Annotated in this window: 21 protein-coding genes; 16 read left to right on the top strand and 5 right to left on the bottom strand. The window is 67.0% G+C overall.

Annotated features, from left to right (window positions below):
• Window positions 1–2 precede the first annotated feature (2 nt).
• The 3 genes from AB3G45_RS21590 (at window position 3) to AB3G45_RS21580 (ending at window position 5006) form a co-directional block, all read left to right on the top strand.
• Complete coding sequence (locus AB3G45_RS21590) at window positions 3–704, top strand: glutathione S-transferase C-terminal domain-containing protein (RefSeq protein WP_367832501.1); 702 nt, start codon at window positions 3–5, stop codon at window positions 702–704.
• 98 nt (window positions 705–802) lie between these two features.
• On the top strand, window positions 803–2020 hold the full coding sequence (locus AB3G45_RS21585; protein ID WP_367832500.1) for an NAD(P)/FAD-dependent oxidoreductase: 1218 nt from the start codon (window positions 803–805) through the stop codon (window positions 2018–2020).
• Between the two features lie 187 nt (window positions 2021–2207).
• On the top strand, window positions 2208–5006 hold the full coding sequence (locus AB3G45_RS21580) for an EAL domain-containing protein (protein ID WP_367832499.1): 2799 nt from the start codon (window positions 2208–2210) through the stop codon (window positions 5004–5006).
• A 6-nt stretch (window positions 5007–5012) separates the two neighbouring features.
• Here the strand turns inward: AB3G45_RS21580 and AB3G45_RS21575 are convergent, their stop codons facing one another.
• From AB3G45_RS21575 to groES, 3 genes are all read right to left on the bottom strand, one after another.
• Entirely contained in the window at window positions 5013–5459 is a 447-nt protein-coding gene (locus AB3G45_RS21575) for a hypothetical protein (RefSeq protein WP_367832498.1), read from the bottom strand.
• Between the two features lie 491 nt (window positions 5460–5950).
• Entirely contained in the window at window positions 5951–7591 is a 1641-nt protein-coding gene (groL, locus tag AB3G45_RS21570; protein WP_367832497.1) for a chaperonin GroEL, read from the bottom strand.
• A 56-nt stretch (window positions 7592–7647) separates the two neighbouring features.
• Complete coding sequence (gene groES / locus AB3G45_RS21565) at window positions 7648–7944, bottom strand: co-chaperone GroES (protein WP_367832496.1); 297 nt, start codon at window positions 7942–7944, stop codon at window positions 7648–7650.
• Window positions 7945–8262: 318 nt separating this feature from the next.
• Here groES and AB3G45_RS21560 point away from each other — a divergent pair, with 318 nt between their 5' ends.
• The 5 genes from AB3G45_RS21560 (at window position 8263) to AB3G45_RS21540 (ending at window position 14696) form a co-directional block, all read left to right on the top strand.
• Window positions 8263–9111, top strand: coding sequence for a TIGR01459 family HAD-type hydrolase (locus AB3G45_RS21560; RefSeq protein WP_367832495.1), 849 nt, complete (start codon window positions 8263–8265; stop codon window positions 9109–9111).
• Between the two features lie 14 nt (window positions 9112–9125).
• Window positions 9126–10106 (top strand): bifunctional riboflavin kinase/FAD synthetase, encoded by a 981-nt coding sequence (locus tag AB3G45_RS21555; protein ID WP_367832494.1) that lies wholly within the window; start codon window positions 9126–9128, stop codon window positions 10104–10106.
• Between the two features lie 362 nt (window positions 10107–10468).
• Window positions 10469–13423: an isoleucine--tRNA ligase gene (ileS, locus tag AB3G45_RS21550; protein WP_367832493.1), complete on the top strand. Its 2955-nt coding sequence runs from the start codon at window positions 10469–10471 to the stop codon at window positions 13421–13423.
• 168 nt (window positions 13424–13591) lie between these two features.
• The gene (locus tag AB3G45_RS21545) at window positions 13592–14206 is read left to right on the top strand and encodes a hypothetical protein (RefSeq protein WP_367832492.1); all 615 of its coding nucleotides are present in this window, start codon (window positions 13592–13594) and stop codon (window positions 14204–14206) included.
• A gap of 4 nt (window positions 14207–14210) precedes the next feature.
• Window positions 14211–14696 (top strand): N-acetyltransferase family protein, encoded by a 486-nt coding sequence (locus AB3G45_RS21540; protein ID WP_367832491.1) that lies wholly within the window; start codon window positions 14211–14213, stop codon window positions 14694–14696.
• Here the strand turns inward: AB3G45_RS21540 and AB3G45_RS21535 are convergent, their stop codons facing one another.
• The gene (locus AB3G45_RS21535; RefSeq protein WP_367832490.1) at window positions 14697–15140 is read right to left on the bottom strand and encodes a nucleoside deaminase; all 444 of its coding nucleotides are present in this window, start codon (window positions 15138–15140) and stop codon (window positions 14697–14699) included.
• Between the two features lie 70 nt (window positions 15141–15210).
• Between AB3G45_RS21535 and AB3G45_RS21530 the strand changes: the two genes are divergently transcribed.
• From AB3G45_RS21530 to AB3G45_RS21520, 3 genes are read left to right on the top strand one after another with little or no spacing between them, the layout of a single operon-like run.
• On the top strand, window positions 15211–17064 hold the full coding sequence (locus AB3G45_RS21530) for a pseudouridine synthase (protein ID WP_367832489.1): 1854 nt from the start codon (window positions 15211–15213) through the stop codon (window positions 17062–17064).
• A 6-nt stretch (window positions 17065–17070) separates the two neighbouring features.
• Window positions 17071–17631: a 16S rRNA (guanine(966)-N(2))-methyltransferase RsmD gene (gene rsmD, locus AB3G45_RS21525; RefSeq protein ID WP_367832488.1), complete on the top strand. Its 561-nt coding sequence runs from the start codon at window positions 17071–17073 to the stop codon at window positions 17629–17631.
• A gap of 42 nt (window positions 17632–17673) precedes the next feature.
• The gene (locus AB3G45_RS21520; RefSeq protein ID WP_367832487.1) at window positions 17674–18540 is read left to right on the top strand and encodes a patatin-like phospholipase family protein; all 867 of its coding nucleotides are present in this window, start codon (window positions 17674–17676) and stop codon (window positions 18538–18540) included.
• A gap of 31 nt (window positions 18541–18571) precedes the next feature.
• On the opposite strand, the gene AB3G45_RS21515 is transcribed toward AB3G45_RS21520, so the two are convergent.
• A complete protein-coding gene (locus AB3G45_RS21515) occupies window positions 18572–20365 on the bottom strand; it encodes a monovalent cation:proton antiporter-2 (CPA2) family protein (RefSeq protein ID WP_367832486.1) in 1794 nt (597 codons plus the stop codon).
• A 110-nt stretch (window positions 20366–20475) separates the two neighbouring features.
• Here AB3G45_RS21515 and AB3G45_RS21510 point away from each other — a divergent pair, with 110 nt between their 5' ends.
• The 5 genes from AB3G45_RS21510 to AB3G45_RS21490 all read left to right on the top strand — a co-directional run bounded on the left by AB3G45_RS21510 (window position 20476) and on the right by AB3G45_RS21490 (window position 25101).
• Window positions 20476–21822: a TldD/PmbA family protein gene (locus AB3G45_RS21510; RefSeq protein WP_367832485.1), complete on the top strand. Its 1347-nt coding sequence runs from the start codon at window positions 20476–20478 to the stop codon at window positions 21820–21822.
• A 4-nt stretch (window positions 21823–21826) separates the two neighbouring features.
• The gene (locus AB3G45_RS21505; protein WP_367832484.1) at window positions 21827–22633 is read left to right on the top strand and encodes a 3'(2'),5'-bisphosphate nucleotidase CysQ; all 807 of its coding nucleotides are present in this window, start codon (window positions 21827–21829) and stop codon (window positions 22631–22633) included.
• 61 nt (window positions 22634–22694) lie between these two features.
• Window positions 22695–22931, top strand: a complete 237-nt coding sequence (locus tag AB3G45_RS21500) for a DUF4170 domain-containing protein (protein ID WP_367832483.1) — start codon at window positions 22695–22697, stop codon at window positions 22929–22931.
• Between the two features lie 108 nt (window positions 22932–23039).
• Window positions 23040–24353, top strand: coding sequence for a lipid IV(A) 3-deoxy-D-manno-octulosonic acid transferase (gene waaA / locus AB3G45_RS21495; protein ID WP_367832482.1), 1314 nt, complete (start codon window positions 23040–23042; stop codon window positions 24351–24353).
• A 13-nt stretch (window positions 24354–24366) separates the two neighbouring features.
• Window positions 24367–25101: an HAD family hydrolase gene (locus AB3G45_RS21490; RefSeq protein ID WP_367832481.1), complete on the top strand. Its 735-nt coding sequence runs from the start codon at window positions 24367–24369 to the stop codon at window positions 25099–25101.
• Window positions 25102–25161 lie beyond the last annotated feature (60 nt).

Here is a 25161-nt window from a genome sequence, read left to right as displayed (position 1 = left end):
CCATGGCAGACCTGTCGTCCTTCCCCATCACCCAGAAATGGCCCGCAAAGAACCCCGGCATCATCCAGCTCTATTCGCTGCCGACGCCGAACGGCGTGAAGGTATCGATCGCGCTGGAGGAACTCGGCCTGCCCTATGAGGCGCACCGGATCGAGTTCGGCCCCGAGGGCGTCAAGTCGCCGGAATTCGTCTCGCTGAATCCGAACGGCCGCATTCCGGCGATCATCGATCCGGACGGCCCCGGCGGCAAGCCGATCGGCCTCTTCGAATCGGGCGCGATCCTCGTCTACCTCGCCGAAAAGACCGGCAGGCTGATTCCGGCCGATGCCGCCGGGCGCTACGAGACGCTCGCCTGGGTCATGTTCCAGATGAGCGGCATCGGGCCGATGTTCGGCCAGTTCGGCCATTTCCACAAATTCGCCGCCGACAAGGTCGCCAACAATCCCTATCCCGCCGAGCGCTACCGCGACGAGGCGAAACGCCTGCTCTCGATCCTGGAAGACCGGCTGAAGGACCGCCGCTGGATCATGGGCGACGAATACACCATTGCCGATATCACGACTTTCCCGTGGATCCGCGGCGCGGATGTCTTCTACGGCGGGCGCGAGGCGCTGGACTATGCGGGCTTCCCGGCCGTGATGGCCTGGCTGGAACGCTGCCTTGCGCGCCCGGCCGCGCTAAAGGGCCTCGAAATCCCCGCCTAGTCCTGACGCAAACGAAGAATCCGGCGGCGCGGCGATGAGTTGACGCCGCCGGTTGCGGCGCGCTACCTCTCGGGAAACAAGGACGGGGTGGAAGCATCGTGACGGGAAGACTGGTTGTTGCGGGCGGCGGTCAGGCGGCCTTTGCCCTGGTTGCCAAATTGCGCGCGCTGAAGGACGAGCGGCCGATCACCATCGTCGCCGCCGAGGCGAGCCATCCCTACCAGCGCCCGCCGCTCTCCAAGAAATATCTGCTCGGCGAGGCCGATCTTTCCCGGCTGATGTTCCGCCCGGAGACCTGGTATGCGGACAACAATGTCGAGATCCGCCTTGCGACCGAGGCCACTGCCATCGACCGCGCCGCGAAGACGGTGGCGCTCAGCGATGGCGCGACGCTGCATTACGGCGTGCTGGCGCTTGCCACCGGCGCTACGCCGCGCCGCCTGCCGGCCGAGATCGGCGGCGATCTCGACGGCGTCTTCACCGTGCGCGACTACCGCGATGCCGATCGCCTCGGCCAGGAAATGCAGGAGGGGCGCCGGGCGCTCGTCGTCGGCGGCGGCTATATCGGCCTGGAGGCGGCGGCGGTCGCGCGGGGCAGGGGGCTGCATGTCACGGTCATCGAGATGGCCGACCGCATCCTCGCCCGCGTCGCCTCGCCGGCAACCGCCACGATCCTCAAGGCCATCCACACGGCGCGCGGCGTCGACGTGCGCGAGAAGACCGGCCTCGTGCGCCTCATCGGCGAGAACGGCCGCGTCACCGGCGCGGAACTCTCCGACGGCTTCGTGCTGCCCGTCGACGTGGTGATCGCCGGCATCGGCGTCGCGGCGAATGACCAGCTTGCGCGCGATGCCGGGCTGGAGGTCGCGAATGGCATCGTCGTCGACAGCCATGCCCGCACCTCCGATCCGGCCATTTTCGCCATGGGCGACTGCGCCGTCCTGCCCTTCGAGGGCAGCCGTGTGCGGCTCGAATCGGTACAGAACGCCGTCGACCAGGCCGAGGCCGCCGCCGCCGTCATCGCCGGCGGCGATGCGGCCTATGTGCCAAAACCCTGGTTCTGGTCCGACCAGTACGACGTCAAGCTGCAGATCGCCGGCTTCTGCATGGGCTTCGACGACACCTTCGTTCGCCCAGGCCCGCGCGAAGGCAGCGTCTCCGTGTGGTATTTCCGGGGCGGCAGGCTGATCGCCGTCGATGCGGTCAACGATGCCAAGTCCTATGTGGTTGGCAAGAAGCTGATCGAGATGGGCCGCACGCCCGCGCGCGCCGCACTGGAGGATCCGGCGACCGACCTCAAGGCCCTGACGCTCTGAAACCGGCCATGCGCGAAGGTTGAGCGAGCTTTTGCCATTGGTCGTCGAGGTTGAGTCGTTTTGACTTCTGTTAAGCATGAACCCATGCCCCGGCCGCCCTTCCGGTTTAGCCGTCTCTAAATTTAGGCATTCTTTAGAGTTCTCCGGCTGAGTGGGGGCACTTCGCAGCCCATTCCGGTGATCCTTCATGCTCCGCATCCTGACCTGCCTGACCGTCGAGCACGACCTTCGTCTTGTCCTGCTCGCGGCCCTCATCTGCTTCCTGTCCTGCTATGTCGCGGTCACGCTGACGCAGAGGGCGCAAGCTGCCGGCGGCATGGCGCGCAATCTCTGGCTGGGGGCGGCCGGCACGTCGAGCGGCTTCGGCATATGGGCGACGCATTTCATCGCCATGCTGGCCTACGATCCCGGCGTCGTCATGGGCTTCGACATGGAACTGACGCTGATTTCGCTCGGCGTCGCCATCGTCGTTACCTCGATCGGCCTTGCGGTCGCCACCTACATTGCCGGGAGACGCGCCGCCATCGCGGGCGGCCTGCTGCTCGGTGCCGGCATCACCGCCATGCACTATCTCGGCATGGCGGCGCTTGAGGTGCCGGGAACCCTCCATTGGGATATCGCCTATGTGGCGGCATCGGTCGTCAGCGCCGGCCTCTTCGGGGCGCTGTCGCTGGTCTTCTGCAAGCGTCCGCCGGCGCGGGTGCGTGACCGGGCGCTCGCCACGCTGCTGATGGCGCTCGGCGTCGTCGCGCTGCATTTCACGGGCATGGCCGCGGTGACGGTCACGCCCGGCCCGGTTCCGGTGAGCGGCGACACGATCCTGTCGGTGGGCCTGATGGCGCCGCTGATCGCCGTCGTCGCCTTCTCGCTGCTCTTCACGGGGCTGACGGCCGCCGTCTTCGCCCGGCAGGCCGAGCTTGCCGCCAGCGAGAGCATGCGCCAGTTCGCCATGCTGGTGCAGGGCGTCAAGGATTACGCCATCTACATGCTCGACCCGGACGGCCGTGTCGCCAACTGGAACGAGGGCGCCGAGCGCAACAAGGGCTATAAGGCGCACGAGATCGTCGGCCGGCATTTCTCCAGCTTCTACGGCGAGGAGGACCGGGCGACCGGCCTGCCGGAACGAGCGCTGGCCACGGCCCGGCAGGAGGGCAAGTTCGAGACCGAGGGCTGGCGCTACCGCAAGGACGGCTCGCGCTTCTGGGCCAATGTGGTGCTGGATGCCATCTACGACACGAGCGGAATGCTGGTCGGCTTTGCCAAGATCACCAAGGACGTGACGAAGGAAAAGACGGATGCCGACCGCCTCGCCGAGGTGACGAAGAACCTCGATCTCGCGCTGGAGAACATGTCGCAGGGCCTCTGCCTGTTCGACAAGGACGAGCGCCTCTTGCTCGCCAACAAGCGCTACAGCGAGCTCTTCGGCTTCCCGGAAGGCCGCATCCGCCCCGGCATGACGCTGCGCGAGATCGTCGACCAGGGCGTCGCCGACGTCTTCGTCGATCCGGAGGTCTGGAAGCCGCGGGCGCGCGACATGTATGCCCGCCGCCGCGCCGCCATCCTGGCCAATGACGGCGGCGTGATCGTCGAGAAGCTGTCGAACGGCATCTCGGTGCAATTGCGCTACCGCACGCTGCCGGACGGCGCCTGGGTCGCCACCTACGAGGACATTTCCGAGCGCCTGCGCTCGGAGGAGCAGATTTCCTTCCTCGCCCGCCACGACAGCCTGACGGGCCTGCCGAACCGCGCGAGCTTCAACAACCGCCTCGAGACCGACCTGGATTCGGCGCGCCGGTTCGGCAGCAAGGTCGCGGCGATCGGCATCGACCTCGACAAGTTCAAGGAAATCAACGACACGCGCGGCCATGCGGCGGGCGACGAGGTGCTGACGACCCTGGCGAAGCGCATGCAGGCCTGCCTTCAGGCGGACGAGACGGTGGCCCGCTTCGGCGGCGACGAGTTCGCGGCCGCCAAGCGCTTCGAGGATGTCGGCGACCTGCACGACTTCATCCAGCGGCTGGAAGCCGGCCTGCACGAGGAGATCCGTATCGACGGCTACGATATCAAGCCGGGCGCGAGCCTGGGCGTCGCGATCTATCCGCAGGATGCCGACAATCTCGAAGCCCTCCTCAACAATGCCGACCTTGCCATGTACCGCGCCAAGGAGGCGCTGACGGAGCGGGTCTGCTTCTACGAGGTCTCGATGGACGAGGCCGCCCGCAGCCGCCGCCTCATCGCCAACGACCTGTGGCAGGCGGTCGAGCGCAACGAACTGCAATTGCATTACCAGGTGCAGAAGGCGGTCAATTCCGGCGACACGATCGGCTATGAAGTGCTGCTGCGCTGGCACCATCCCGTGCGCGGCACCATTCCGCCGAGCGACTTCATCCCGATCGCGGAAGAGTGCGGCGCCATCCTGCCGATCGGCGAATGGGTGCTGCGCGAAGCCTGCCGCGAGGCCGCCACCTGGAACAACGAGCACAAGATCGCCGTCAACCTGTCGCCGGTGCAGCTCGGCAATGCCGACGTCGCCGACCTCGTGCACCGGGTGCTCCTGGATACGGGCCTCAGCCCGCACCGGCTGGAGCTGGAAATCACCGAATCGACCATCATCGGCGACAAGGAGCGCGCCCTCCAGACGCTCCGCCGCATCAAGGCCTTCGGCGTCACCATCGCCATCGACGATTTCGGCACGGGCTATTCGTCGCTCGAAACCCTGCGCGCCTTCCCCTTCGACAAGATCAAGCTCGACCGCAGCTTCATGAGCGAGGTGGAGGCGAGCCCCGAGGCGAAGGCCATCATCCGCGCCATCCTGGCGCTCGGCCAGACGCTGCGCGTGCCGGTGCTGGCGGAAGGCGTGGAAACCCGCAGCCAGCTCGATATCCTGCTCGACGAGGGTTGCGACGAGGCCCAGGGCTATTTCCTCGGCCGCCCGATGCCGGTGGAGAACATCCGCCCGGGTTCGGAGACGAGCGAGGCGGCATAAGCCGCCCTACTGCCGCTTGAAGCGCCGCCCGGCGAGGTCGATCTGGAAGCGGGGGAAGATGAAGACGCCGATGATGGAGCCGGCGTACTTCTCCTCAAGGCCCGTCGATTCCCCGACGCAGAACACCGGCTGGCGCGGCGCGCCGTCGAGGTGGATGGTCGTGGAGAAGCAGAAGGACGAGGAGGAGGCCGCGGCCTGCTCGAAGAGCTCCAGCACGCGCGCGCGGTCGAGCGGCTCGTAGCAGCGGATGAGGTTCAGAAGGCCGCAGGCGCGCTGCGGCAGGCCGTGCGCCAGCGCCGCCTTGTCGCCCAGCGTGAAGAGGCCGTTGGAGAGATCGCCGGTCCAGCGCTCCGTCACGCAATATTGCGTGAGCAGTTCGTTGTCCGTCTCGTCGAATCCCATCGAGCCCGGCAGAAAGGGCGACGAGAGATCAGTCTTGATTATCTTGAACACCTACGACCTCAGGCAGTTGCTCGAATTTGGCCGACATGTCCCGCCCATGACGGCGCAGGACATGCTAAAAAGCAGTCCCGGCTGGCAACCCTCGAAGCCCGCCGAACCACTTTCTCATGTACTGAACTGCGTCCGGCTCCGGCGTTGCTATCGGATCGGACGTACGCGTGAAGACCGCCGCTGACCTTCCTTGAGATCTACCGGCGGTTTCTCTGGAATGCTTGGAGATATCCGGCTGTACGAAAAATCGGCTGTAAATCCGCCCAGTTCCAGCGCCTGACCCCCTCGTGAATCTTTAAAGTTCACTTGGAGCGTCTTTATAGTTGGTTTTTTGATGCCATCAACGGCTTTTTGATAATTATTGCATAAATGAAAAAATTCTTTTCGCGGTAACGATACAGGTCCGCCGCCGCCGGAACGCAAAAGGGGCGGTCCGAAGACCGCCCCTTCCGAACTGAACCGGATGGCTCAGATGTAAGGACCCGAAGGTCTTACATCATGTCCATGCCGCCCATTCCGCCCATGCCGCCAGGCATGCCGCCCGGTGCATCCTTCTTCGGCAGTTCGGCGATCATGGCTTCCGTCGTGATCAGCAGCGAGGCAACCGAAGCGGCGTTCTGCAGAGCCGTGCGGACGACCTTGACCGGGTCGACGATGCCGAGTGCGATCAGGTCGCCGTATTCGCCGGTCTGGGCGTTGTAGCCGTAGTTGTCTTCGTTCTTGTCGAGGATCTTGCCGACGACGATCGAAGCTTCGTCGCCTGCGTTTTCCGCGATCTGGCGAACGAGGGACTGCAGAGCCTTGCGAACGATGTTGATGCCGGCTTCCTGGTCGTCGTTTTCACCCTTGGAGGTGATCTTGACGGAGGAACGCAGCAGGGCAACGCCGCCGCCCGGTACGATGCCTTCCTGAACGGCAGCGCGCGTCGCGTTGAGGGCGTCGTCGATGCGGTCCTTCTTTTCCTTGACTTCGACTTCCGTCGAGCCGCCGACGCGGATGACGGCAACGCCGCCGGCGAGCTTGGCAAGACGTTCCTGCAGCTTCTCGCGGTCGTAGTCGGAGGTGGTTTCCTCGATCTGGGCCTTGATCTGCGCGACGCGGCCTTCGATCTCGGCCTTCTGGCCGGCACCGTCGACGATCGTCGTGTTTTCCTTGGTGATCGAGACCTTCTTCGCACGGCCGAGCATGTCGAGCGTGACGTTTTCGAGCTTGATGCCGAGGTCTTCGGAGATGACCGTGCCGCCCGTCAGGATGGCGAGGTCTTCGAGCATGGCCTTGCGGCGGTCGCCGAAGCCCGGAGCCTTGACGGCAGCGATCTTGAGGCCGCCACGCAGCTTGTTGACGACGAGGGTCGCAAGCGCTTCGCCTTCGACGTCTTCAGCGATGATGACCAGCGGCTTGCCGGTCTGGACGACGGCTTCGAGAACCGGGAGCATCGCCTGGAGGTTCGAGAGCTTCTTCTCGTGCAGCAGCACGTAAGCGTCTTCGAGGTCGGCGACCATCTTTTCCGGGTTGGTCACGAAGTAGGGCGACAGGTAGCCGCGGTCGAACTGCATGCCTTCGACGACTTCGAGTTCGGTTTCGGCGGTCTTGGCTTCTTCAACCGTGATGACGCCTTCGTTGCCGACCTTCTGCATGGCTTCGGCAATGTCGAGACCGACCTGCTTGTCGCCGTTTGCGGAGATCGTGCCGACCTGGGCGACTTCTTCCGACGTGTTGATCTTCTTGGCCTTGGCCTGGAGATCCTTGACGACTTCGGCAACGGCGAGGTCGATGCCGCGCTTCAGGTCCATCGGGTTCATGCCGGCGGCAACGGCCTTGTTGCCTTCGCGAACGATGGCCTGGGCAAGAACGGTTGCGGTCGTGGTGCCGTCGCCGGCGATGTCGTTGGTCTTGGAAGCGACTTCACGGACGAGCTGGGCGCCCATGTTCTCGAACTTGTCTTCCAGTTCGATTTCCTTGGCGACGGAAACGCCGTCCTTGGTGATGCGCGGAGCGCCGAAGGACTTGTCGATAACGACGTTGCGACCCTTCGGGCCGAGCGTTACCTTGACTGCGTCTGCGAGGACGTCGACGCCACGCAGCATCTTTTCGCGCGCGGTGCGGCCGAATTTGACTTCTTTGGCTGCCATTGTGAGAACTCCTGAAGAGGTGTCAGCTGAATTGGGAAAGGGTTATCGGCGAGAAATCAGCCGATGACGCCCATGATGTCGGCTTCCTTCATGATCAGAAGGTCTTCGCCGTCGAGCTTGACTTCGGTGCCCGACCACTTGCCGAACAGGACGCGGTCGCCGGCCTTGACGTCCAGCGGCGTGACCTTGCCGGATTCGTCACGGGTGCCGGAACCGACGGCGACGATTTCGCCTTCCTGCGGCTTTTCCTTGGCGGTATCCGGAATGATGATGCCGCCCTTGGTCTTGGCTTCGGACTCGACGCGACGAACGACGACGCGATCGTGAAGCGGGCGGAAGGTGGTGCTTGCCATTGTCTTATCCCTCGATCGAATGACATTGCGGATCACGATGTGGATCCGTTGGATTGATGTTAGCACTCCTTTGTCATGAGTGCTAGCGATGCCGAGATAGGCGGTGGTGGGTTTGGAGTCAAGAACGGCGCCTCCAAAATATTTCGCCCCGAATGGTTACCGCAGTCGCCAGATGGGAGCGCCATCGCACGCCATCAAGACGAGGCGATGAATTTTCATCCCTTTGCCGGTGCATGGGGCAAAATTGTGGGAAGAGGCTTGTTTTCTTGGCCTCGCTTTGCAATGTCAGCCGGGCTCGACCTCAAACGGGAATCCCTGATGGCTCACCGCATCCAATCCTTCCGCGACATCACGCAGCACTATGACGTGGTCCTCTGTGACGTCTGGGGCGTCCTGCACAATGGCGTCGAAGCTTTTTCCTATGCATCCGAAGCGCTCGCCGCGGCCCGCGCCGCCGGCCTTGCGGTCGTGCTGATCACCAATTCCCCGCGTCCGCATCCGGGCGTGAAAGTGCAGATCCGCGGCCTCGGCGTCACCGACGATGCCTATGACCGCATCGTCACCTCCGGCGACGTCACCCGCGCGCTGATCGCCGAGGGGCCGAAGAAGATCTATTTCATCGGTGCGGAAAAGGACCTGCCGCTGCTCGACGGCCTCGACGTCGAGCCGGTCGGCCTCGACGAGGCGGCCATCGTCGTCTGCGCGGGCCTGCGCAGCGACGAGACGGAAACCGTCGAGGATTATCGCGCCGAACTGACGGCGCTTGCGGCGCGGAAGCTCCCCTTCATCTGCGCCAACCCGGACCTCGTTGTCGAGCGCGGCCACCGCCTCATTCCCTGCGCTGGCGAGATCGCCAGGCTTTACGAGGACCTGGGCGGCACGAGCCGGATCGCCGGCAAGCCGCATCGGCCGATCTACGAGAAATCCATCGCCGAGGCGCGCGAGGTTCACGGCGATTTCGACCTTTCGCGGGTGATCGCCGTCGGCGACGGCATGCCGACCGACGTGCGCGGCGCCGAAGCCTTCGGCCTCGACGTGCTCTATATTTCGGGCGGCATCCACGCGCAGCACTATGTCGAGGCCGGCCGCACCGACGAGGCGAAGCTGGAGGCCTTCCTGAAGGATGAGGGCGCCCACCCGAAATGGTGGATGCCGCGGCTGCAGTGACGGGGAAGGGCGTCATGACGGTGTTTCACAGGAACGAGACGAGGGAGGCGCTGCCGGAGCACCTGCGCGGCGGCGTCATCGCCATCGGCAATTTCGACGGCGTGCACCGTGGCCACCAGGCGGTTCTGCAACGCGCGCTGGAGATCGCGGAGGCCCGCGGCATCCCCGCGCTGGTGCTGACCTTCGAGCCGCATCCGCGGACCGTCTTCCGCCCGGAAAGCCCGGTCTTCCGCCTGACGCCGGCGCCGCTCAAGGCGCGCATCCTGGAAGGCATGGGCTTTTCCGCCGTCATCGAATATCCGTTCGACCGCTCCTTCTCCGAAATGTCGGCGCACGATTTCATCGGCGCCGTGCTGATGGACTGGCTGCACGCCTCCGAAGTCGTCACCGGCTTCGATTTCCATTTCGGCAAGGGCAGGGAAGGCGGCCCGGCCTTCCTGATGGCCGCCGGCGAGGGCAACGGCTTCGGCGTGACGCTGGTCGATGCCTTCCGCGACGAGAACGCCTCGGTCATCTCCTCCAGCTTCATCCGCAAGCTGCTCGGCGAGGGCGCGGTGGCCGAGGCCGCCGGCCAGCTCGGCTACCGCTACACGGTGGAAGCCGAGGTCATCGACGGCCAGAAGCTCGGCCGCACGCTCGGCTATCCGACCGCCAACATGCAGCTTCCGCGGGAGGTGGAATTGCGCAGCGGCATCTACACCGTGCGCTTCCGCCGCCCCGACGGCAGCCTGCACGACGGCGTCGCCAGCTACGGCCGCCGCCCGACCGTCACCTCGAACGGCGCCCCGCTGCTCGAAACCTTCCTCTTCGACTTCTCCGGCGATCTCTACGGCGAAATCTCCGCCGTCTCCTTCTTCGGGCACCTGCGCGACGAACTGAAATTCGACGGCCTCGATGCGCTGGTCGTGCAGATGAAGCGCGACGAGGAGGAGGCGCGGGCGCTGCTGTCCGGCGTTTCGCCGCTCGGGGACATCGACCGGCGGCTCTGTTTCTGAGCGCGAACGGCGGCCTTGTCGCCGGTAAGTCGTCGGTAGTAGCCGGCAATATGTCGTCAAACCTCGCCCCACTCTCCACCGTCATGGTCGGGTCAGGCCCGACCATGACGGTGGAGGGGTTTGCGATTTGTCGATAGCCAGCGACGGCTTTGCCGCTGGTTATGTCTTTTCAAACGAACGAAAACGCCGTAAGACCGCGCGCATGATGCTCCACCGGCCGACCATCGCTCTGCGAATTACTGGCCCGGCCTTCCGCGCGCTCTGAGCGAGGCCGGAAGGTCCGGGATTTCGGGCGTTTCCCAAGGCGCCCCCGCCGTCAGTGCCTGACACCATTCCGCGCGAAAAAGACGATAACCCTACCCATGACCGATACGCCCGAAAAAGTCGATTACTCGTCCACCCTCTACCTGCCGCAGACGGATTTCCCGATGCGCGCCGGCCTGCCGACGAAGGAGCCGGAAACGGTGGCCCGCTGGCAGAAGATGGGCCTTTACAAGAAGCTGCGCGCCTCCGCCGCGGGCCGCGAAAAGTTCGTGCTGCACGACGGCCCGCCCTATGCCAACGGCAACATCCATATCGGCCACGCGCTGAACAAGATCCTGAAGGACGTCATCACCCGCTCGTTCCAGATGCGCGGCTACGATTCCAACTATGTGCCCGGCTGGGACTGCCACGGCCTGCCGATCGAATGGAAGATCGAGGAGAAGTACCGCGAGAAGGGCAAGAACAAGGACGAGGTCCCGGTCAACGAATTCCGCCGGGAATGCCGCGACTTCGCGGCCGGCTGGATCAAGATCCAGGCCGACGAGTTCAAGCGCCTCGGCATCGAGGGCGACTTCGACAATCCCTACACGACGATGAACTTCCATGCCGAGGCCCGCATCGCCGGCGAACTGCTGAAGATCGCGAAAAGCGGCCAGCTCTACCGCGGCTCCAAGCCCGTCATGTGGTCGGTGGTCGAGCGCACGGCGCTGGCGGAAGCCGAAGTCGAATATGCCGACGTCGAGAGCGACATGATCTGGGTGAAGTTCCCGATCGTTGACTGGAAACGTCACGTCTCAACTCATGCAGGCCCTCTGGAAACCGGCAAGCAAATGCCAGTCATGAAAGAGGTTGTTGATCTTGAGGGTGCCTTCGTCGTCATCTGGACGACCACGCCCTGGACCATCCCCGGCAACCGCGGCATCGCCTTCTCGTCGCGCTATCCCTACGGCCTCTACGAGGTGGAAAGCGCGCAGAACGATTTCGGCCCGCAGCCGGGTGAAAAGCTGATCTTCGCCACTCGCCTTGCCGATGAAGCTGCGGCCAAGGCGAAGCTCACCTTCAAGTTCGTCCGCGACGTTACGCCGGAAGAGCTGGAGGCGGTCGTCTGCGCCCATCCGCTGGCCTCGCTCGGCTACGACTTCAAGGTGCCGCTGCTCGATGGCGATCACGTCACCGACGATGCCGGCACCGGCTTCGTGCACACCGCACCCGGCCACGGCCGCGAGGACTTTGACGCCTGGACGGCGGCGGCCCGCGCGCTCGAAGCCCGCGGCATCTCGTCGAAAATCCCGTTCACCGTCGACGATGCCGGCTTCTACACCGCCGACGCCCCCGGCTTCGATGGCGCCCGCGTCATGGATGACAACGGCAAGAAGGGCGATGCCAACGAGCGCGTCATCAAGGCGCTGATCGCTGCCAGCAACCTGTTTGCCCGCGGCCGCATCAAGCACTCCTATCCGCATTCCTGGCGCTCCAAGAAGCCGGTCATCTTCCGCAACACGCCGCAATGGTTCGTCTACATGGACAAGGAACTGGGCGACGGCACCACGCTGCGCTCGCGTTCGCTTTCGGCCATCGACGACACCCGCTTCGTGCCCGCCGCCGGCCAGAACCGCCTGCGCGCCATGATCGAAAGCCGCCCGGACTGGGTGCTTTCCCGCCAGCGCGCCTGGGGCGTGCCGATCGCCGTCTTCGCCGACGAGAACGGCGAGGTGCTCATCGACGACGCCGTCAATGCCCGCATCCTCGAAGCCTTCGAAGAGGAGGGCGCCGACGCCTGGTTCGCCGAAGGCGCGCGCGAGCGCTTCCTGGGCAGCCGCACCGGCGAAGGCTGGACGCAAGTCATGGACATCCTCGACGTTTGGTTCGATTCGGGCTCGACGCACACCTTCACGCTGGAGGACCGCCCGGACCTGAAATGGCCGGCCGACGTCTATCTCGAAGGCTCCGACCAGCATCGCGGCTGGTTCCACTCCTCGCTGCTGGAAAGCTGCGCGACTCGCGGCCGCGCGCCCTACGACGCCGTCGTCACCCATGGCTTCACCATGGACGAGAAGGGCGAGAAGATGTCGAAGTCGAAGGGCAACGTCGTCTCGCCGCAGGATGTGATGAAGGAATCGGGCGCCGATATCCTGCGCCTCTGGGTCATGACCACCGACTACTGGGAAGACCAGCGCCTCGGCAAGACGATCATCCAGACCAATATCGACGCCTACCGCAAGCTGCGCAACACGGTGCGCTGGATGCTGGGCACGCTGGCGCACGACACGGGCGAGGAGATTGCCCATGCCGACATGCCGGAGCTGGAAAAGCTGATGCTGCACCGGCTCTCGGAACTCGATGCGCTCGTGCGCGAAGGCTACGACGCCTTCGACTTCAAGAAGATCGCCCGCGCGCTGATCGACTTCTCCAATGTGGAGCTCTCGGCCTTCTACTTCGACGTCCGCAAGGATGCGCTCTACTGCGACGCGCCGTCCTCGCTGAAGCGCCGCGCCTCGCTTTGCGTCATCCGCAAGCTGTTCGAATGCCTCGTTACCTGGCTCGCGCCCATGCTGCCCTTCACCATGGAAGAGGCCTGGCTGTCGCGGAAGCCCGATGCGGTCTCGGTGCACCTGGAACAGTTCCCGGAAGTCCCGGCCGAATGGCGCGACGACGCGCTGGAAGCCAAGTGGGAGAAGATCCGCGCCGTGCGCTCCGTCGTCACCGGCGCGCTGGAAATCGAACGCCGCGAGAAGCGCATCGGCGCGTCGCTGGAGGCCGCCCCGGTCGTCTCCATCGCCGATCCGGAGCTGCTTGCCGCGCTCGAAAGCCAGGATTTCGCGGAAATCTGCATCACCTCGGCCATCGCCGTGGTTGCCGGCGACGGCCCGGCCGAGGCCTTCCGCCTCGCCGATGTCGCCAGGGTCGCGGTCGAGCCGAAGCTTGCCGACGGGCAGAAATGCGCCCGCTCCTGGCGCATCACGACGGATGTCGGGACCGATCCGGACTATCCGGACGTCTCGGCCCGCGATGCCGCGGCGCTACGCGAGATCGGTTTTCGACGCGCGGCGTAAACGCCGCCACTTGTTGACGGCCGGCGCTTTCCGGCCGTCGACGGATGCGGATGAATTGCGCTTGCGGCCGTCATCGGCTAATGCTGCCTGAAATTGGCCGGATTTTTCCGCCATGGGACGGCGGCCGTGCCCGGGCCTTGGGGCGCCGGCCCTGCTGGAAGGGTATTCATGGGAATGACGCGAAATATTCGGGTGCGTACCGGCCTGTTCGGCCTCTTGGGCGCAAGCTTCGTTCTGACCGGCTGCATGGGGCCGACCTACGGCACGGGCAAGTCCGTCGGCGAGCAGCTGGTCGAGGATGTCGGGAACGCCGTCATGGTCAGGCCTGACAACAAGGAAGCGAAGAGCATCCGCTACCAGCCGCGCGGCGGCCTCGTCGTGCCGAAGGACGAGCTCGCGCTGACCACGCCGCAGCCGTCCGTCGCCGGCAAGGACAACCCGCAGTGGCTGGAAAGCCCCGAGGACATGCGCGAGCGCCTGCGCACCGAGGCGGACGAGAACCGCAACGACACGAACTACCGCTCGCCGCTCGCCTCGCAGGGCACGACGAACCGCAAGCTTTCGGCCGCAGAACAGACGGCCGCCTATCGCGAGGCGCGCCGCCTGCAGATGGGCGCCTATGCCGACAAGCGCCGTTACCTCAGCGATCCGCCGCTCGACTACCGCCGCCTGCCCGAGGAGGCCCAGGCCGATCTCGGCGAGCCGGAAAAGGTGAAGGAGCGCCGCCGCAAGAAGGAAGCCAAGGCGGCCAAGCAGAGCGGCTCCGCCTGGTGGCCGTTCTAAACCGATGACCCCCTATCGCATTCGTCCGGCGTCGGTCCTCGACGCCGCGACCATCCTGCGCTTCATCCGCGAACTGGCCGATTACGAGAAGGCCCTCGATGCGGTCGAGGCGACGGAAGAGACCATCGCCTCCTCGCTGTTCGGCGAAGGGTCCGTCACCCGCGCGGTGATCGGCGAGACGGCAGCGGGCGAGCCGGCCGGCTCGGCCATCTTCTTCAAGTCCTATTCGACCTGGCAGGCGAGGAACGGGCTCTATCTCGAGGACCTCTATGTGACGCCCGCCCATCGCGGCGCCGGCGTCGGCAAGATGCTGCTGCGCCATCTCGCGCGCATCGCGGTGGAAGAGGGCTGCGGGCGCTTCGAATGGAGCGTGCTCGACTGGAACACCCCGGCCATCCGCGTCTATGACGCGCTCGGCGCCGCGCCGCAGTCGGAATGGATCCGCTATCGGCTCGACGGCGACAGGCTGAAGACGTTCGCGGCGGGCTGATCAGCGCCGCTCGGCAAAGAAATCCTTCAGGATCTCCGCCGCTTCCACGCCGCTGATGCCGGAATAGACATCCGGCGCGTGGTGGCAGGTCGGCTGGGCGAAGAAGCGCACGCCGTTGTCCACCGCGCCGCCCTTCGGGTCCTCCGCCCCGTAATAGAGCCGGCGGATGCGGGCGAAGGAGATGGCGGCGGCGCAGAGCGTGCAGGGCTCCAGCGTCACGTAGAGATCGGCGCCGGCAAGGCGCTCCTGCCCGAGCTTTCCGGCGGCCGCGCGGATGACGGCGACCTCGGCATGGGCGGTCACGTCGTTGTCCGCCCGCGTGCGGTTGCCGGCGCTGGCGACGACCGCGCCGTCCATGACCAGCACGGCCCCGACCGGCACTTCGCCCCGCGCGCCGGCCGCGCGGGCTTCCGCGAGCGCGATCTCCATGAAGCGATTTGTCATCGGCGGCACGAATTCCTCTTAACCCCGGACGCCTGACCTGATAGGACACGGCAAAACGCAGGCAACACAAATGACATCCAAAGACAAGCCAAAACGGCCGGGCGCCAAGCCCGCGGGCCGCGAGAACAAGCCGCGTGGCGCCGCATCGGCCGTCGCGGGCAAGAAATCCTTTTCCGCCGGCAAGCCGTCGGGCGGCAAGAAACCGTTCGCGGACAAGCCCGCGCCGCGCGACGGCAAGCCCGTGCGCGCTGCCAAGCCGGCACCGGCCGCACCCGCCGCCGGCGCCGATCTCGCGCCGGAGCGTATCTCCAAGCTCCTGGCGCGCGCCGGCGTCGCCTCGCGCCGCGACGTCGAGCGCATGATCATGGAGGGCCGCATCCGCGTGAACGGCACGGTGCTGGATACGCCCGTGCTCAACGCCACGCTTGCCGACCATATCGAAGTGGACGGCGTGCCGATCCGCGGCATCGAGCGCACGCGCCTCTGGCTCTACCACAAGCCCGCCGGCCTGGTGACGACCAATGCCGACCCGGAGGGTCGCCCGACGGTCTTCGAGAACCTGCCGGAAGAGCTGCCGCGCGTCATGTCCGTCGGCCGCCTCGACATCAACACCGAAGGCCTCCTGCTCTTGACCAATGACGGCGGCCTCGCCCGCATGCTGGAGCTGCCGACCACGGGCTGGCTGCGCCGCTACCGCGTGCGCGCCCACGGCAAGATCGAGCAGGCCGATCTCGACAAGCTGAAGGAAGGCATCGCCGTTGACGGCGTGCTCTACGGCGCGATCGATGCGACGCTGGACAAGACGCAGGGCACCAATGTCTGGCTGACGCTGGGGCTTCGCGAGGGCAAGAACCGGGAGGTCAAGAACGTGCTCGGCGCGCTCGGCCTCGACGTGAACCGCCTGATCCGCATCTCCTACGGCCCCTTCCAGCTCGGCGAGCTGCCGGAAGGCCATGCCCAGGAGATCCGCGGCCGCACGCTGCGCGATCAGCTCGGCCCGCGCCTCATCGAGGAATCCAGGGCGAATTTCGACGCGCCGCTGTTCGACCACGCCTCCGTCGATGCCGAAGAGAAGCCGGCGCCGAAGAGCCGATCCGAGGCTCCGGCCTGGGGCGAGAAGCCCGCCGGCCGGCGCGAGAAGCCGGAAGACCGCCGCGAGCAGGCCCGCGCCCGCCTCGACACCCGCCGGGACGACCGTTTCGCCGACAAGCCGCGGGACGGCGGCCGCGACCGCGACCGCGACGAGGGCCGTTTCGACGGCAAGCCGAAGCGCGAACCGGCCGTGCGCGCCCGCAAGTCGAATGTCTGGATGGCGCCCGGCGCCCGTCCCCTTGCCGAGAAGAAGGCGGAGGCCGCCGAGGGCGTGAAGCGCGAGCCGCGCGAACGCCCTGAAGGCGCGCCGAAGACCAAGCGCTACGGCCGCACCGCCGAAGGCGCGCTGACGCGCTCGACCAAGAAGTTCGACCCGGATCGCAAGGGCCCGGCCCGCGGCCGGCCCGGCGACGACCGGGCGGAAAAGCCGCGCATCCTGAAGACGCGCGACGAGGACGGCGAATGGATTCGCGCCAGCGAGCCAGAGGCGGGCGATCGCGGCGACGGCGGCTTCGGCCGCAGGCGCTCCGGCGCCGGCGACGAGCGCGCTCCCCGCGATTTCGGCGACCGTCCGCCGCGCGGCGATCGTCGCCCGCGCGCGGAAGGCGAGCGTTCCTTCGGGGACCGCCCGGCCCGCGGCGATCGCAAGCCGCGTGCCGAAGGCGAACGGTCCTTCTCGGATCGCCCGCCGCGCCGCGACGGCGGCAAGCCGTTCGGCGGAAAACCCGGCGGCAAGTCCTTCGGCGGCAAACCGGGGGGGCGTCCCTCCGGCGGCAAGCCCGGCGGTGGCCGTCCGGCCGGCGGCAGCCGCCCGCGCGGCAAGGGGAAGTAAGCCGCCGTGCGCATCGTCGGCGGTGAATTCCGCGGCCGCGCGCTCGCAACGCCGAAGTCGGACGATATCCGCCCGACGACGGACCGCACGCGCGAAAGCCTGTTCAACATCCTCTCGCACGCCTATCCCGAGGCGCTCGACGGCACCCGCGTGCTCGATCTCTTCGCCGGCACCGGCGCCGTCGGCCTCGAATCCCTGTCGCGCGGCGCGCGCGCGGCGCTCTTCGTCGAGCAGGGCGTCGAGGGCAGGGGGCTGCTGCATTCCAATATCGAGGCGCTCGGCGTGATCGGCCGCGCGAAGATCTTCCGACGCGACGCCACGTCGCTGGGCGGCGTCGGCACGATGGAGCCGTTCCACCTGCTCTTCGCCGATCCGCCCTATGCCAGGGGCCTTGGCGAGCGGGCGCTCGATGCGGCGGCCCGCGGCGGCTGGCTGGTCGAGGGCGCCCTTGCGATCCTCGAGGAGCGTGCCGATATTCAACCTGTCGCCGTCGACGGTTTCGACCTGCTTGAGGTCCGCACCTTCGGCGAAACGCGCATGCATTTCTACCGCTACCGTCCCGGCTGATCCCTTCGCCGGCGCTGCCGAAACGAACCGGAGACCCGAGCCATGACCGACGCCCTCGTTTCCGCAACCCGGCCGCAGGCGCACGGTCCGACCGTCGCCGTCGCGCTCGGCGGCGGCGGCGCGCGGGGGCTCGCCCATATCCATGTCATCGAGGTGCTGGACGAACTCGGCATCCGCCCGGTGCTGATCTCCGGCGCCTCGATCGGCGCCGTCATGGGCGCGGCCATGGCCGCCGGCATGTCTGGCAGGGAGATCCGCGAGCATACGCTCGCCGCCATCGGCCATCCGAGCCGCATCATGAACCGCCTTTGGAGCCTCAGACCCGCCCGCTTCGCCGACGTCGTCGCCGGCGGCTTCCGCGTCGGGCAGTTCAATCTGGAACGGATCCTGAAAGCCTTCCTGCCGGAGCGGTTGCCGGAAACCTTCGAGGACCTTTCGATCCCGCTGAAGATCGTCGCGGCCGACTACTACGCCCAGTGCGAATGCGTCTGCGACAGCGGCCCGCTCTTTCCGGCGATCGCCGCCTCCGCCGCGCTGCCCGCCGTCTTCCGCCCGGTGGTGATAAACGGCCGGGTGATGATCGACGGCGGCCTGTGGAATCCCGTGCCCTTCGATCATCTCCTCGGCAAGGCCGACCTCACCATCGGCGTCGACGTCATCGGCCGCCCGCCAGCGGGCACCGCCGACGTGCCCAACAGCATCGACAGCCTCTACGGCGCCACCCAGCTCACCATGCGCTCCATCGTCACGCTGAAGCTTGAAAAAGGCGCGCCGGACATCTTTCTCCGCCCCGACGTCGGCCGCTTCCGGGTGCTCGATTTCGTCAAGGCCGAGGAGGTCCTGGCCGCCTCCGCGGGGGTCCGCGACGAGTTGAAGCGGGCGCTGGAGGAGAAGCTGTCTGCGGTTTGAGGCGGCGGTCTGCGGTGGATGTACCCCCCTCTCAGGCGCTCTCCTGTTCGTCCACATCGCTTACCGCCAGTTTCTTCGGCTTGACCAGCGGCTCCGGCTTCACCGGCTTGGTGTGCAGCATGTGCCGGCCGGCGGCGAGGCCCTCGACGGCCTGCAGTTCCAGCCGGGCGAGGTCGCGGCGGCGGATGTCGTCGCCGATGGCCTGGGCGTCGTCGGGCTCCACGCCGAGTCCCTCCAGCGTCTCCCGGCCGAAGACGAGGGCGGATTCGAATGTCTCGCGCACGTCGTGCTGCACGCCGCGCCCGCGCAGCGACAGCGTGTGCACCCGGTCGTAGGAGCGCACGAAGAGCGTGGCATTGGGATATTCCGACTGCACGAGGGCGACGATGCGGTCCGTTGCCGCCTTGCCCTGGGTGCAGATGGCGACGATCTTGGCGCGCTCGATGCCGGCGGCGCGCAGCACGTCCTTGCGCGTGCCGTCGCCGAAATAGATGCGGAAGCCGAAGGCCGCCGCCTGGCGCACGCGGTCGGTCGAATGGTCGATGACGGTGACCTCGCGCCCGCCGGCCAGAAGGATCTGCGCGGCGATCTGGCCGAAGCGCGAGAAGCCGATCATCAGCACGTCCGCGCCCGCCCCCTCGAAGTCCTCCTCCATCTCCTCCTCGATGTCCTCGACGATGAGGAAGCGCGAGAGCGCGGCGGCGATCGGCGTCAGCGCCATGGAGATGGTGACGATGGCGATCAGCAGCGAGGCGAGGCCGCCGGAGAAGATGCCGGCCGCGGACGCCGCGGTGAACAGCACGAAGCCGAATTCACCGCCCTGCGGCAGGACGAGCGCGATGCGCACCGCATCGTTGTGCGAGGAGCCGGTGAAGCGGCAGAGGCCGTAGATGACGAGGCTCTTCACCAGCATCAGGGCGGGCGTGGCGATGAGGATCGTCAGCCAGCGGGAAAACACCACGTCGAGATGCAGCGACAGGCCGACGGCCATGAAGAACAGGCCGAGCAGGATGCCGCGGAAGGGCTCCACGTCCGCCTGCAACTCATGGCGATAGGAGGAATCGGCAAGCAGCACGCCGGCGAGGAAAGCGCCCATGGCCATGGAGAGCCCGGCCATCTGCAAGAGCATGGCGGCGGCCAGCACGACGAAGAGCGCCGCGGCGATCATCGCCTCGCGCGCGCCGGTGCGGGCGATCACCTGGAACAGCGGGTTGAGCAGGTAGCGGCCGGCGGCAAACAGCGCCGCGATGGCGCCGATGGCGATGAGGAAGTCCTCGAAGGCCGTCGTGGTGTCGTGCGGCGCCTGCTCGGCGAGCAGCGGGATCACCGCCAGCAGCGGCACGATGGCGAGGTCCTGCAGGAGCAGCATGGAAAAGGCCCGCTGGCCGTAGCGCGTGTTGATGTCGCCCCGCTCGTCGAGGATCTGCATGGCGAAGGCGGTGGAGGAGAGCGCGAGGCCGAAGCCGATGATCAGCGCCCCGTCCCACCGTTCGAGGCCGCAGGCGAGGGTCAGGCCGGCGAGCGCAAGCCCGGTGAGAACGACCTGCGCCATGCCGAGCCCGAATATGTCGTGCCGCATTGCCCACAGGCGCGAGGGCTTCAGCTCCAGCCCGATCAGGAAGAGCAGGAAGACGACGCCGAGTTCGGCGACGCCCAGCAGTTCCTCGCCGTCGCGGATCTGGTGCAGGATCGGGCCGATCACCACCCCGGCGGCGAGATAGCCGAGGATGGTGCCGAGGCCCAGCCGCTTGAAGATCGGCGCGGCCAGCAGCGCCCCGCCGAGCATCATGAGGACCTCGTTGTACGGGCTGTGGGTATAGGCCATGCGGTGGGCTTTCTTCTGGTGGGGCAAGGGCGATGCGGCAAAAAAGGAGCGACCTCCCTTGATGCCCGTGCCACTGCACAATAAATGGGGCAGCAAAGAAAGGCCAAGTCATGTCAGAGACAATCGATTCCGCAAGCCTTCTCGCGCGTGCCGGTGAACTCATCGACCGCGCCGTTCAAGCGGGGGCGGATGCGGCCGATGCCGTCGTCGTCCGGGGCCGCTCCTCCTCCGTCAGCGTGCGGCTCGGCAAGGTCGAGGGCACGGAAGCCTCCGAGAGCGACGATTTCTCGCTGCGCGTCTTCGTCGGCCGGCGCGTCGCCAGCGTCTCGGCCAATCCCGGCTTCGACCTGAAGGTGCTGGCCGAGCGCGCCGTCGCAATGGCCAAGGCCTCGCCGGAAGACCCCTATGCGACGCTTGCCGGTGAGGCGGATCTCGCGAAGGACTGGCCGGACCTCGAACTCTTCGACCCGACCGCGGTCTCCACCGAGCAGTTGACCGAGGCGGCACTCGCCGCGGAAGCCGCCGCGCTCGCCGTTCCGGGCATCACCAATTCCGGCGGCGGCGGTGCCTCGGCCGGCATGGGCGGCCTGGTGCTCGCCACCTCGCACGGCTTTTCCGGCGCCTACAGCGCCAGCCGCTTCGGCCGCTCCGTCAGCGTCATCGCCGGCGAGGGCACGAAGATGGAGCGCGACTACGACTTCGATTCGAGCCTCTATTTCGCCGATCTGCGCGATGCCGAGGAGATCGGTCGCGAGGCCGCCGCCCGCGCCGTGCGCCGGCTCAATCCGCGTCAGGTGCCGACGGCGAAGAACGTCACGGTCGTCTTCGATCCGCGCGTGGCGCGCGGCATCGCCGGCCATATCGCCGGCGCGATCAACGGCGCCGCCGTCGCCCGCAAGACGAGCTTCCTGCGCGACCGCATGGGCCAGCAGGTGCTGAAGGCGGGGCTGTCCGTCACCGACGATCCGCTGGTCGTGCGCGGCTCGTCCTCGCGCCCCTTCGACGGCGAGGGCATCCGGGGCGAACGCCTCACGATGGTCGAGGACGGCGTGCTGAAACACTGGTTCCTCTCCACCTCCACCGCCAACGAACTCGGCCTGAAAACCAACGGGCGCGGCGTGCGCGGCGGCACGGCAGTCAACCCGGCCTCGACGAACCTCGCGCTGGAACCCGGCGACATCGCGCCGGAGGAGCTGATCCGCTCCGTCGGCACCGGCTTCTACGTCACGGAATTGATCGGCCAGGGCGTCAACATGGTGACGGGCGAATATTCGCGCGGCGCCTCCGGCTACTGGATCGAGAACGGCGAACTGACCTTCGCGGTCTCGGAGGTGACGATCGCCTCCAACCTCGTCGACATGTTCCAGCGCATCACGCCGGCGAGCGACATCGACCGCTCGTTCGGCACCGCCGCGCCGACGCTCGCCATCGAAGGCATGACGCTTGCCGGGACGTGAGACCATGCCGAGCCCCGCCGCCGCCTGGACCGCCGACCTCGATCTCCTCGTCGGCGCCGCGCGGCTCGCGGGCGCCCGGGCGCTCGATTTCTTCCGCAAGGGACCGGAAGTCTGGTGGAAGAACGGCGGTCGCTCGCCGGTGAGCGCGGCCGATTTCGCGGCCAACGACATCCTCAAGAAGGAACTGCTCTGCGCCCGGCCGAACTACGGCTGGCTGTCGGAGGAGACCGACGACGACGCCGGCCGGCTCGACTGCGAGACCGTCTTCGTCATCGACCCGATCGACGGCACGCGCGCCTTCATCGCCGGCAAGGACGTGTGGTGCGTCAGCGCCGCCGTGGTGCATCGGGGCCGTCCGGTCGCCGGCGTCCTCTTCGCGCCGGCGCTCGACGAACTCTTCACCGCGGCGGCGGGCGGCCCGGCGCTGAAGAACGGCCAGCCGATCCGCGCGAGCGCTCCCGACGCCGCCCGCCCGACGCGCATCGCCGCGCCGGAGGACATGGCGCACGGCATCGACCGGGGCATGATCGGCGGCGTGCAGCGCATCCCGCATGTGCCCTCGCTCGCCTACCGGATCGCCATGGTGGCCGACGGGCGCATCGACGCGACCCTGGTGAAGCGCAATGCGCACGACTGGGACCTGGCGGCCGCCGATCTCATCCTGGCAGAGGCCGGCGGCGCGCTCGTCATGCTCGACGGCGAGGCGCTGTCCTACAACCGGCCGGCCGTCAGCCACGAGACGCTGGCGGCGGCCGGACTGTCCCGGCTTTCCGGACTTGTGGAAGCCTCGCGGCATCTTGCCGGCCATTGACCTTTGGTGCGGAATACCGCAAACCCGTTGCCGAAATCGGCGTCATAAAAAGAGAGAAGACATGACCGAAAGCAAAGAACCGAAACAGCTCCTCCATCTGGTCTTCGGCGGCGAGCTGACGACGCTGGCGGACATGCAGTTCCGCGATCTCAACGCCCTCGATATCGTCGGCATCTTCCCCGACTATGCCACCGCGCTCACCGCCTGGAAATCGAAGGCCCAGCAGACCGTGGACAATGCGCATATGCGCTATTTCATCGTGCACATGCACCGGCTTCTGGATCCGCAGCAGAACTGAGGCGCGTTTCCCGACACCGTTCCGCGCGGCAGAAGCTCGCGCCGAACCAGAGCCCGGACCTTCCATGATCCCGACCGAGACGAGAGCCGCAACCAAGGTCACCTGCGCATGAGCCGGCGCCTCGCCCGTCTCGCGCTTTCGCTCTATCGCTGGGGCGGCGTCGCGCTCTATCCGATCGTCAGCCCCTATCTCACCTTCCGCGCCGCCAAGGGCAAGGAAGACCGCTCCCGCCGCCGCGAGCGCTACGGCTATGCCGGCGTGCCGCGCCCGGCCGGGCCGCTCGTCTGGTTCCATGCGGCGAGCGTCGGCGAGACCAATGCGGTGATCCCGCTCATCAAGGAAGTGCGACGCCGCGGCATCGCCGTGCTCCTGACGACGGGCACGATCACCTCGGCCAAGGTCGTGCGCGCGCGGCTCGGCACGGACGTCATCCACCAGTATGTGCCGCTCGACATGAAGCCGGCGATCAGCCGGTTCCTGGAATATTGGCATCCCGATCTCGCCATCATGGCGGAATCGGAGATCTGGCCGATGACCATCCTGGAGCTCGGCAAGCGCCACATCCCACAGGTCCTGGTCAACGGCCGCATCTCGGATCGCTCCTTCCCGCGCTGGAAGCGGCGCCATGCCGTTGCCGACGCCATCTTCGAGAATTTCGCGCTCGTCATCGCCCAGTCGGAACTCGATGCCGACCGGTTCAGCACGCTCGGCGCCTTGCCGGTGCTGGTCTCCGGCAACCTCAAGGTCGACACGGACGCGCCGCCGGCCGATTCCGCCGTGCTGCGCGGCTATCTCGACCAGATCCAGGGCCGGCGCACCTGGGCGGCGATCTCCACCTTCGATGGCGAGGAGGCGGCCGCCGGCGAGGTGCACCGGCTGCTGAAGGAGCGCACGGGCCTGCTCACCATCGTCGTGCCGCGCCATCCCGAGCGCGGCGACGCCATTGCCGACATGCTGGAGGCGAAGGGCCTGAAGGTCGCCCGCCGCACGCGCGGCGACGCTCTGACGCCGCAGACCGACATCTTCCTCGGCGACACGATCGGCGAGATGGGCCTCTACCTGCGCATGACGGAGATCGCCTTCGTCGGCCGCTCGCTGTTCGCCGAGGGCGGGCAGAACCCGCTGGAGCCGGCCATGCTCGGCTGCGCAATCCTGTCGGGCGGCAATGTGCAGAATTTCCGCGAGGCCTACCAGCAGCTCGCCCGCAACGGCAGCGCCAAGATGGTGCGCGACACCGAGATGCTGGCCAAGGGCGTGCACTATCTCCTGATGAACGACGAGATGCGCAAGCAGATGATCGAGGCGGGGCAGGAGACCGTGCACGAGATGCGCGGGGCCCTGCGCGCCACGATCAAGGGGCTGGAGCCCTATATCAACCCGCTCACCGTGAAGGCGCGGCTGCACCCGCGCCAGACGTCCTGACGAAAGGCGCGCCATGTCCAGGCCAGAGACCATTTCCGGCATCCTCTTCGACAAGGACGGGACGCTGCTCGACTATGCCAGGAGCTGGGTGCCGGTGAACTACGAGCTGGCGCGCATCGCTGCCGCCGGCGACGAGGCGCTGGCCCGCACGCTGCTTCTGGCCGGCGGCATGGATCCCGACACCGGCTATGTCACGCCTGACAGCCTGCTGGCCGCCGGCAACACGGTGGAGATCGCCGAGGGCCTGGTCGCCGCCGGCGCGCCCTTCACGGTCGAGGCGCTGGCGACGCATTTCGACGGGCTCTTCGCCAATTCGGCGCAGCTGGCCGTCGCCGTCACGGACCTTGCCCAGTTCTTCGCCACCATGCATGCCCGCGGCTACTGGCTCGGCGTCGCCTCCAGCGACAACGAGGCCTCGATCCGCGCGACGGCGAAGCACTTCGGCTTCGAGGATTACCTGCACTATGTCGCCGGCTATGACAGCGGCTTCGGCACCAAGCCGCAGCCGGGCATGGTGCTCGGCTTCTGCGCCGCGACGGGTCTCGAACCGCACCAGGTCGCCGTCGTCGGCGACAACAACCACGACATGCATATGGGCCGCAACGCCGGCGCGGGCCTCACCGTCGCGGTGCTGACGGGCACCGGCTCGCGGGAATCGCTGTCGGATGCCTCCGACTATTGCCTCGCCGACATCACCGAACTCGTCCCGCTCTTCCCCGAGGCGGCGGCCGCGCGCCCGGCGGCGTGAGCTTTGAGGGTGGTCCCTCATCCCGCTGCCGCAACCTTCTCCCCGCAAGCGGGGAGAAGG

Source organism: Shinella sp. S4-D37, from assembly GCF_040812195.1.
Taxonomy (GTDB): domain Bacteria; phylum Pseudomonadota; class Alphaproteobacteria; order Rhizobiales; family Rhizobiaceae; genus Shinella.
The sequence above is the reverse complement of the archived record's forward strand: the minus strand, read 5'-3'. Positions and strand labels throughout refer to the sequence as shown.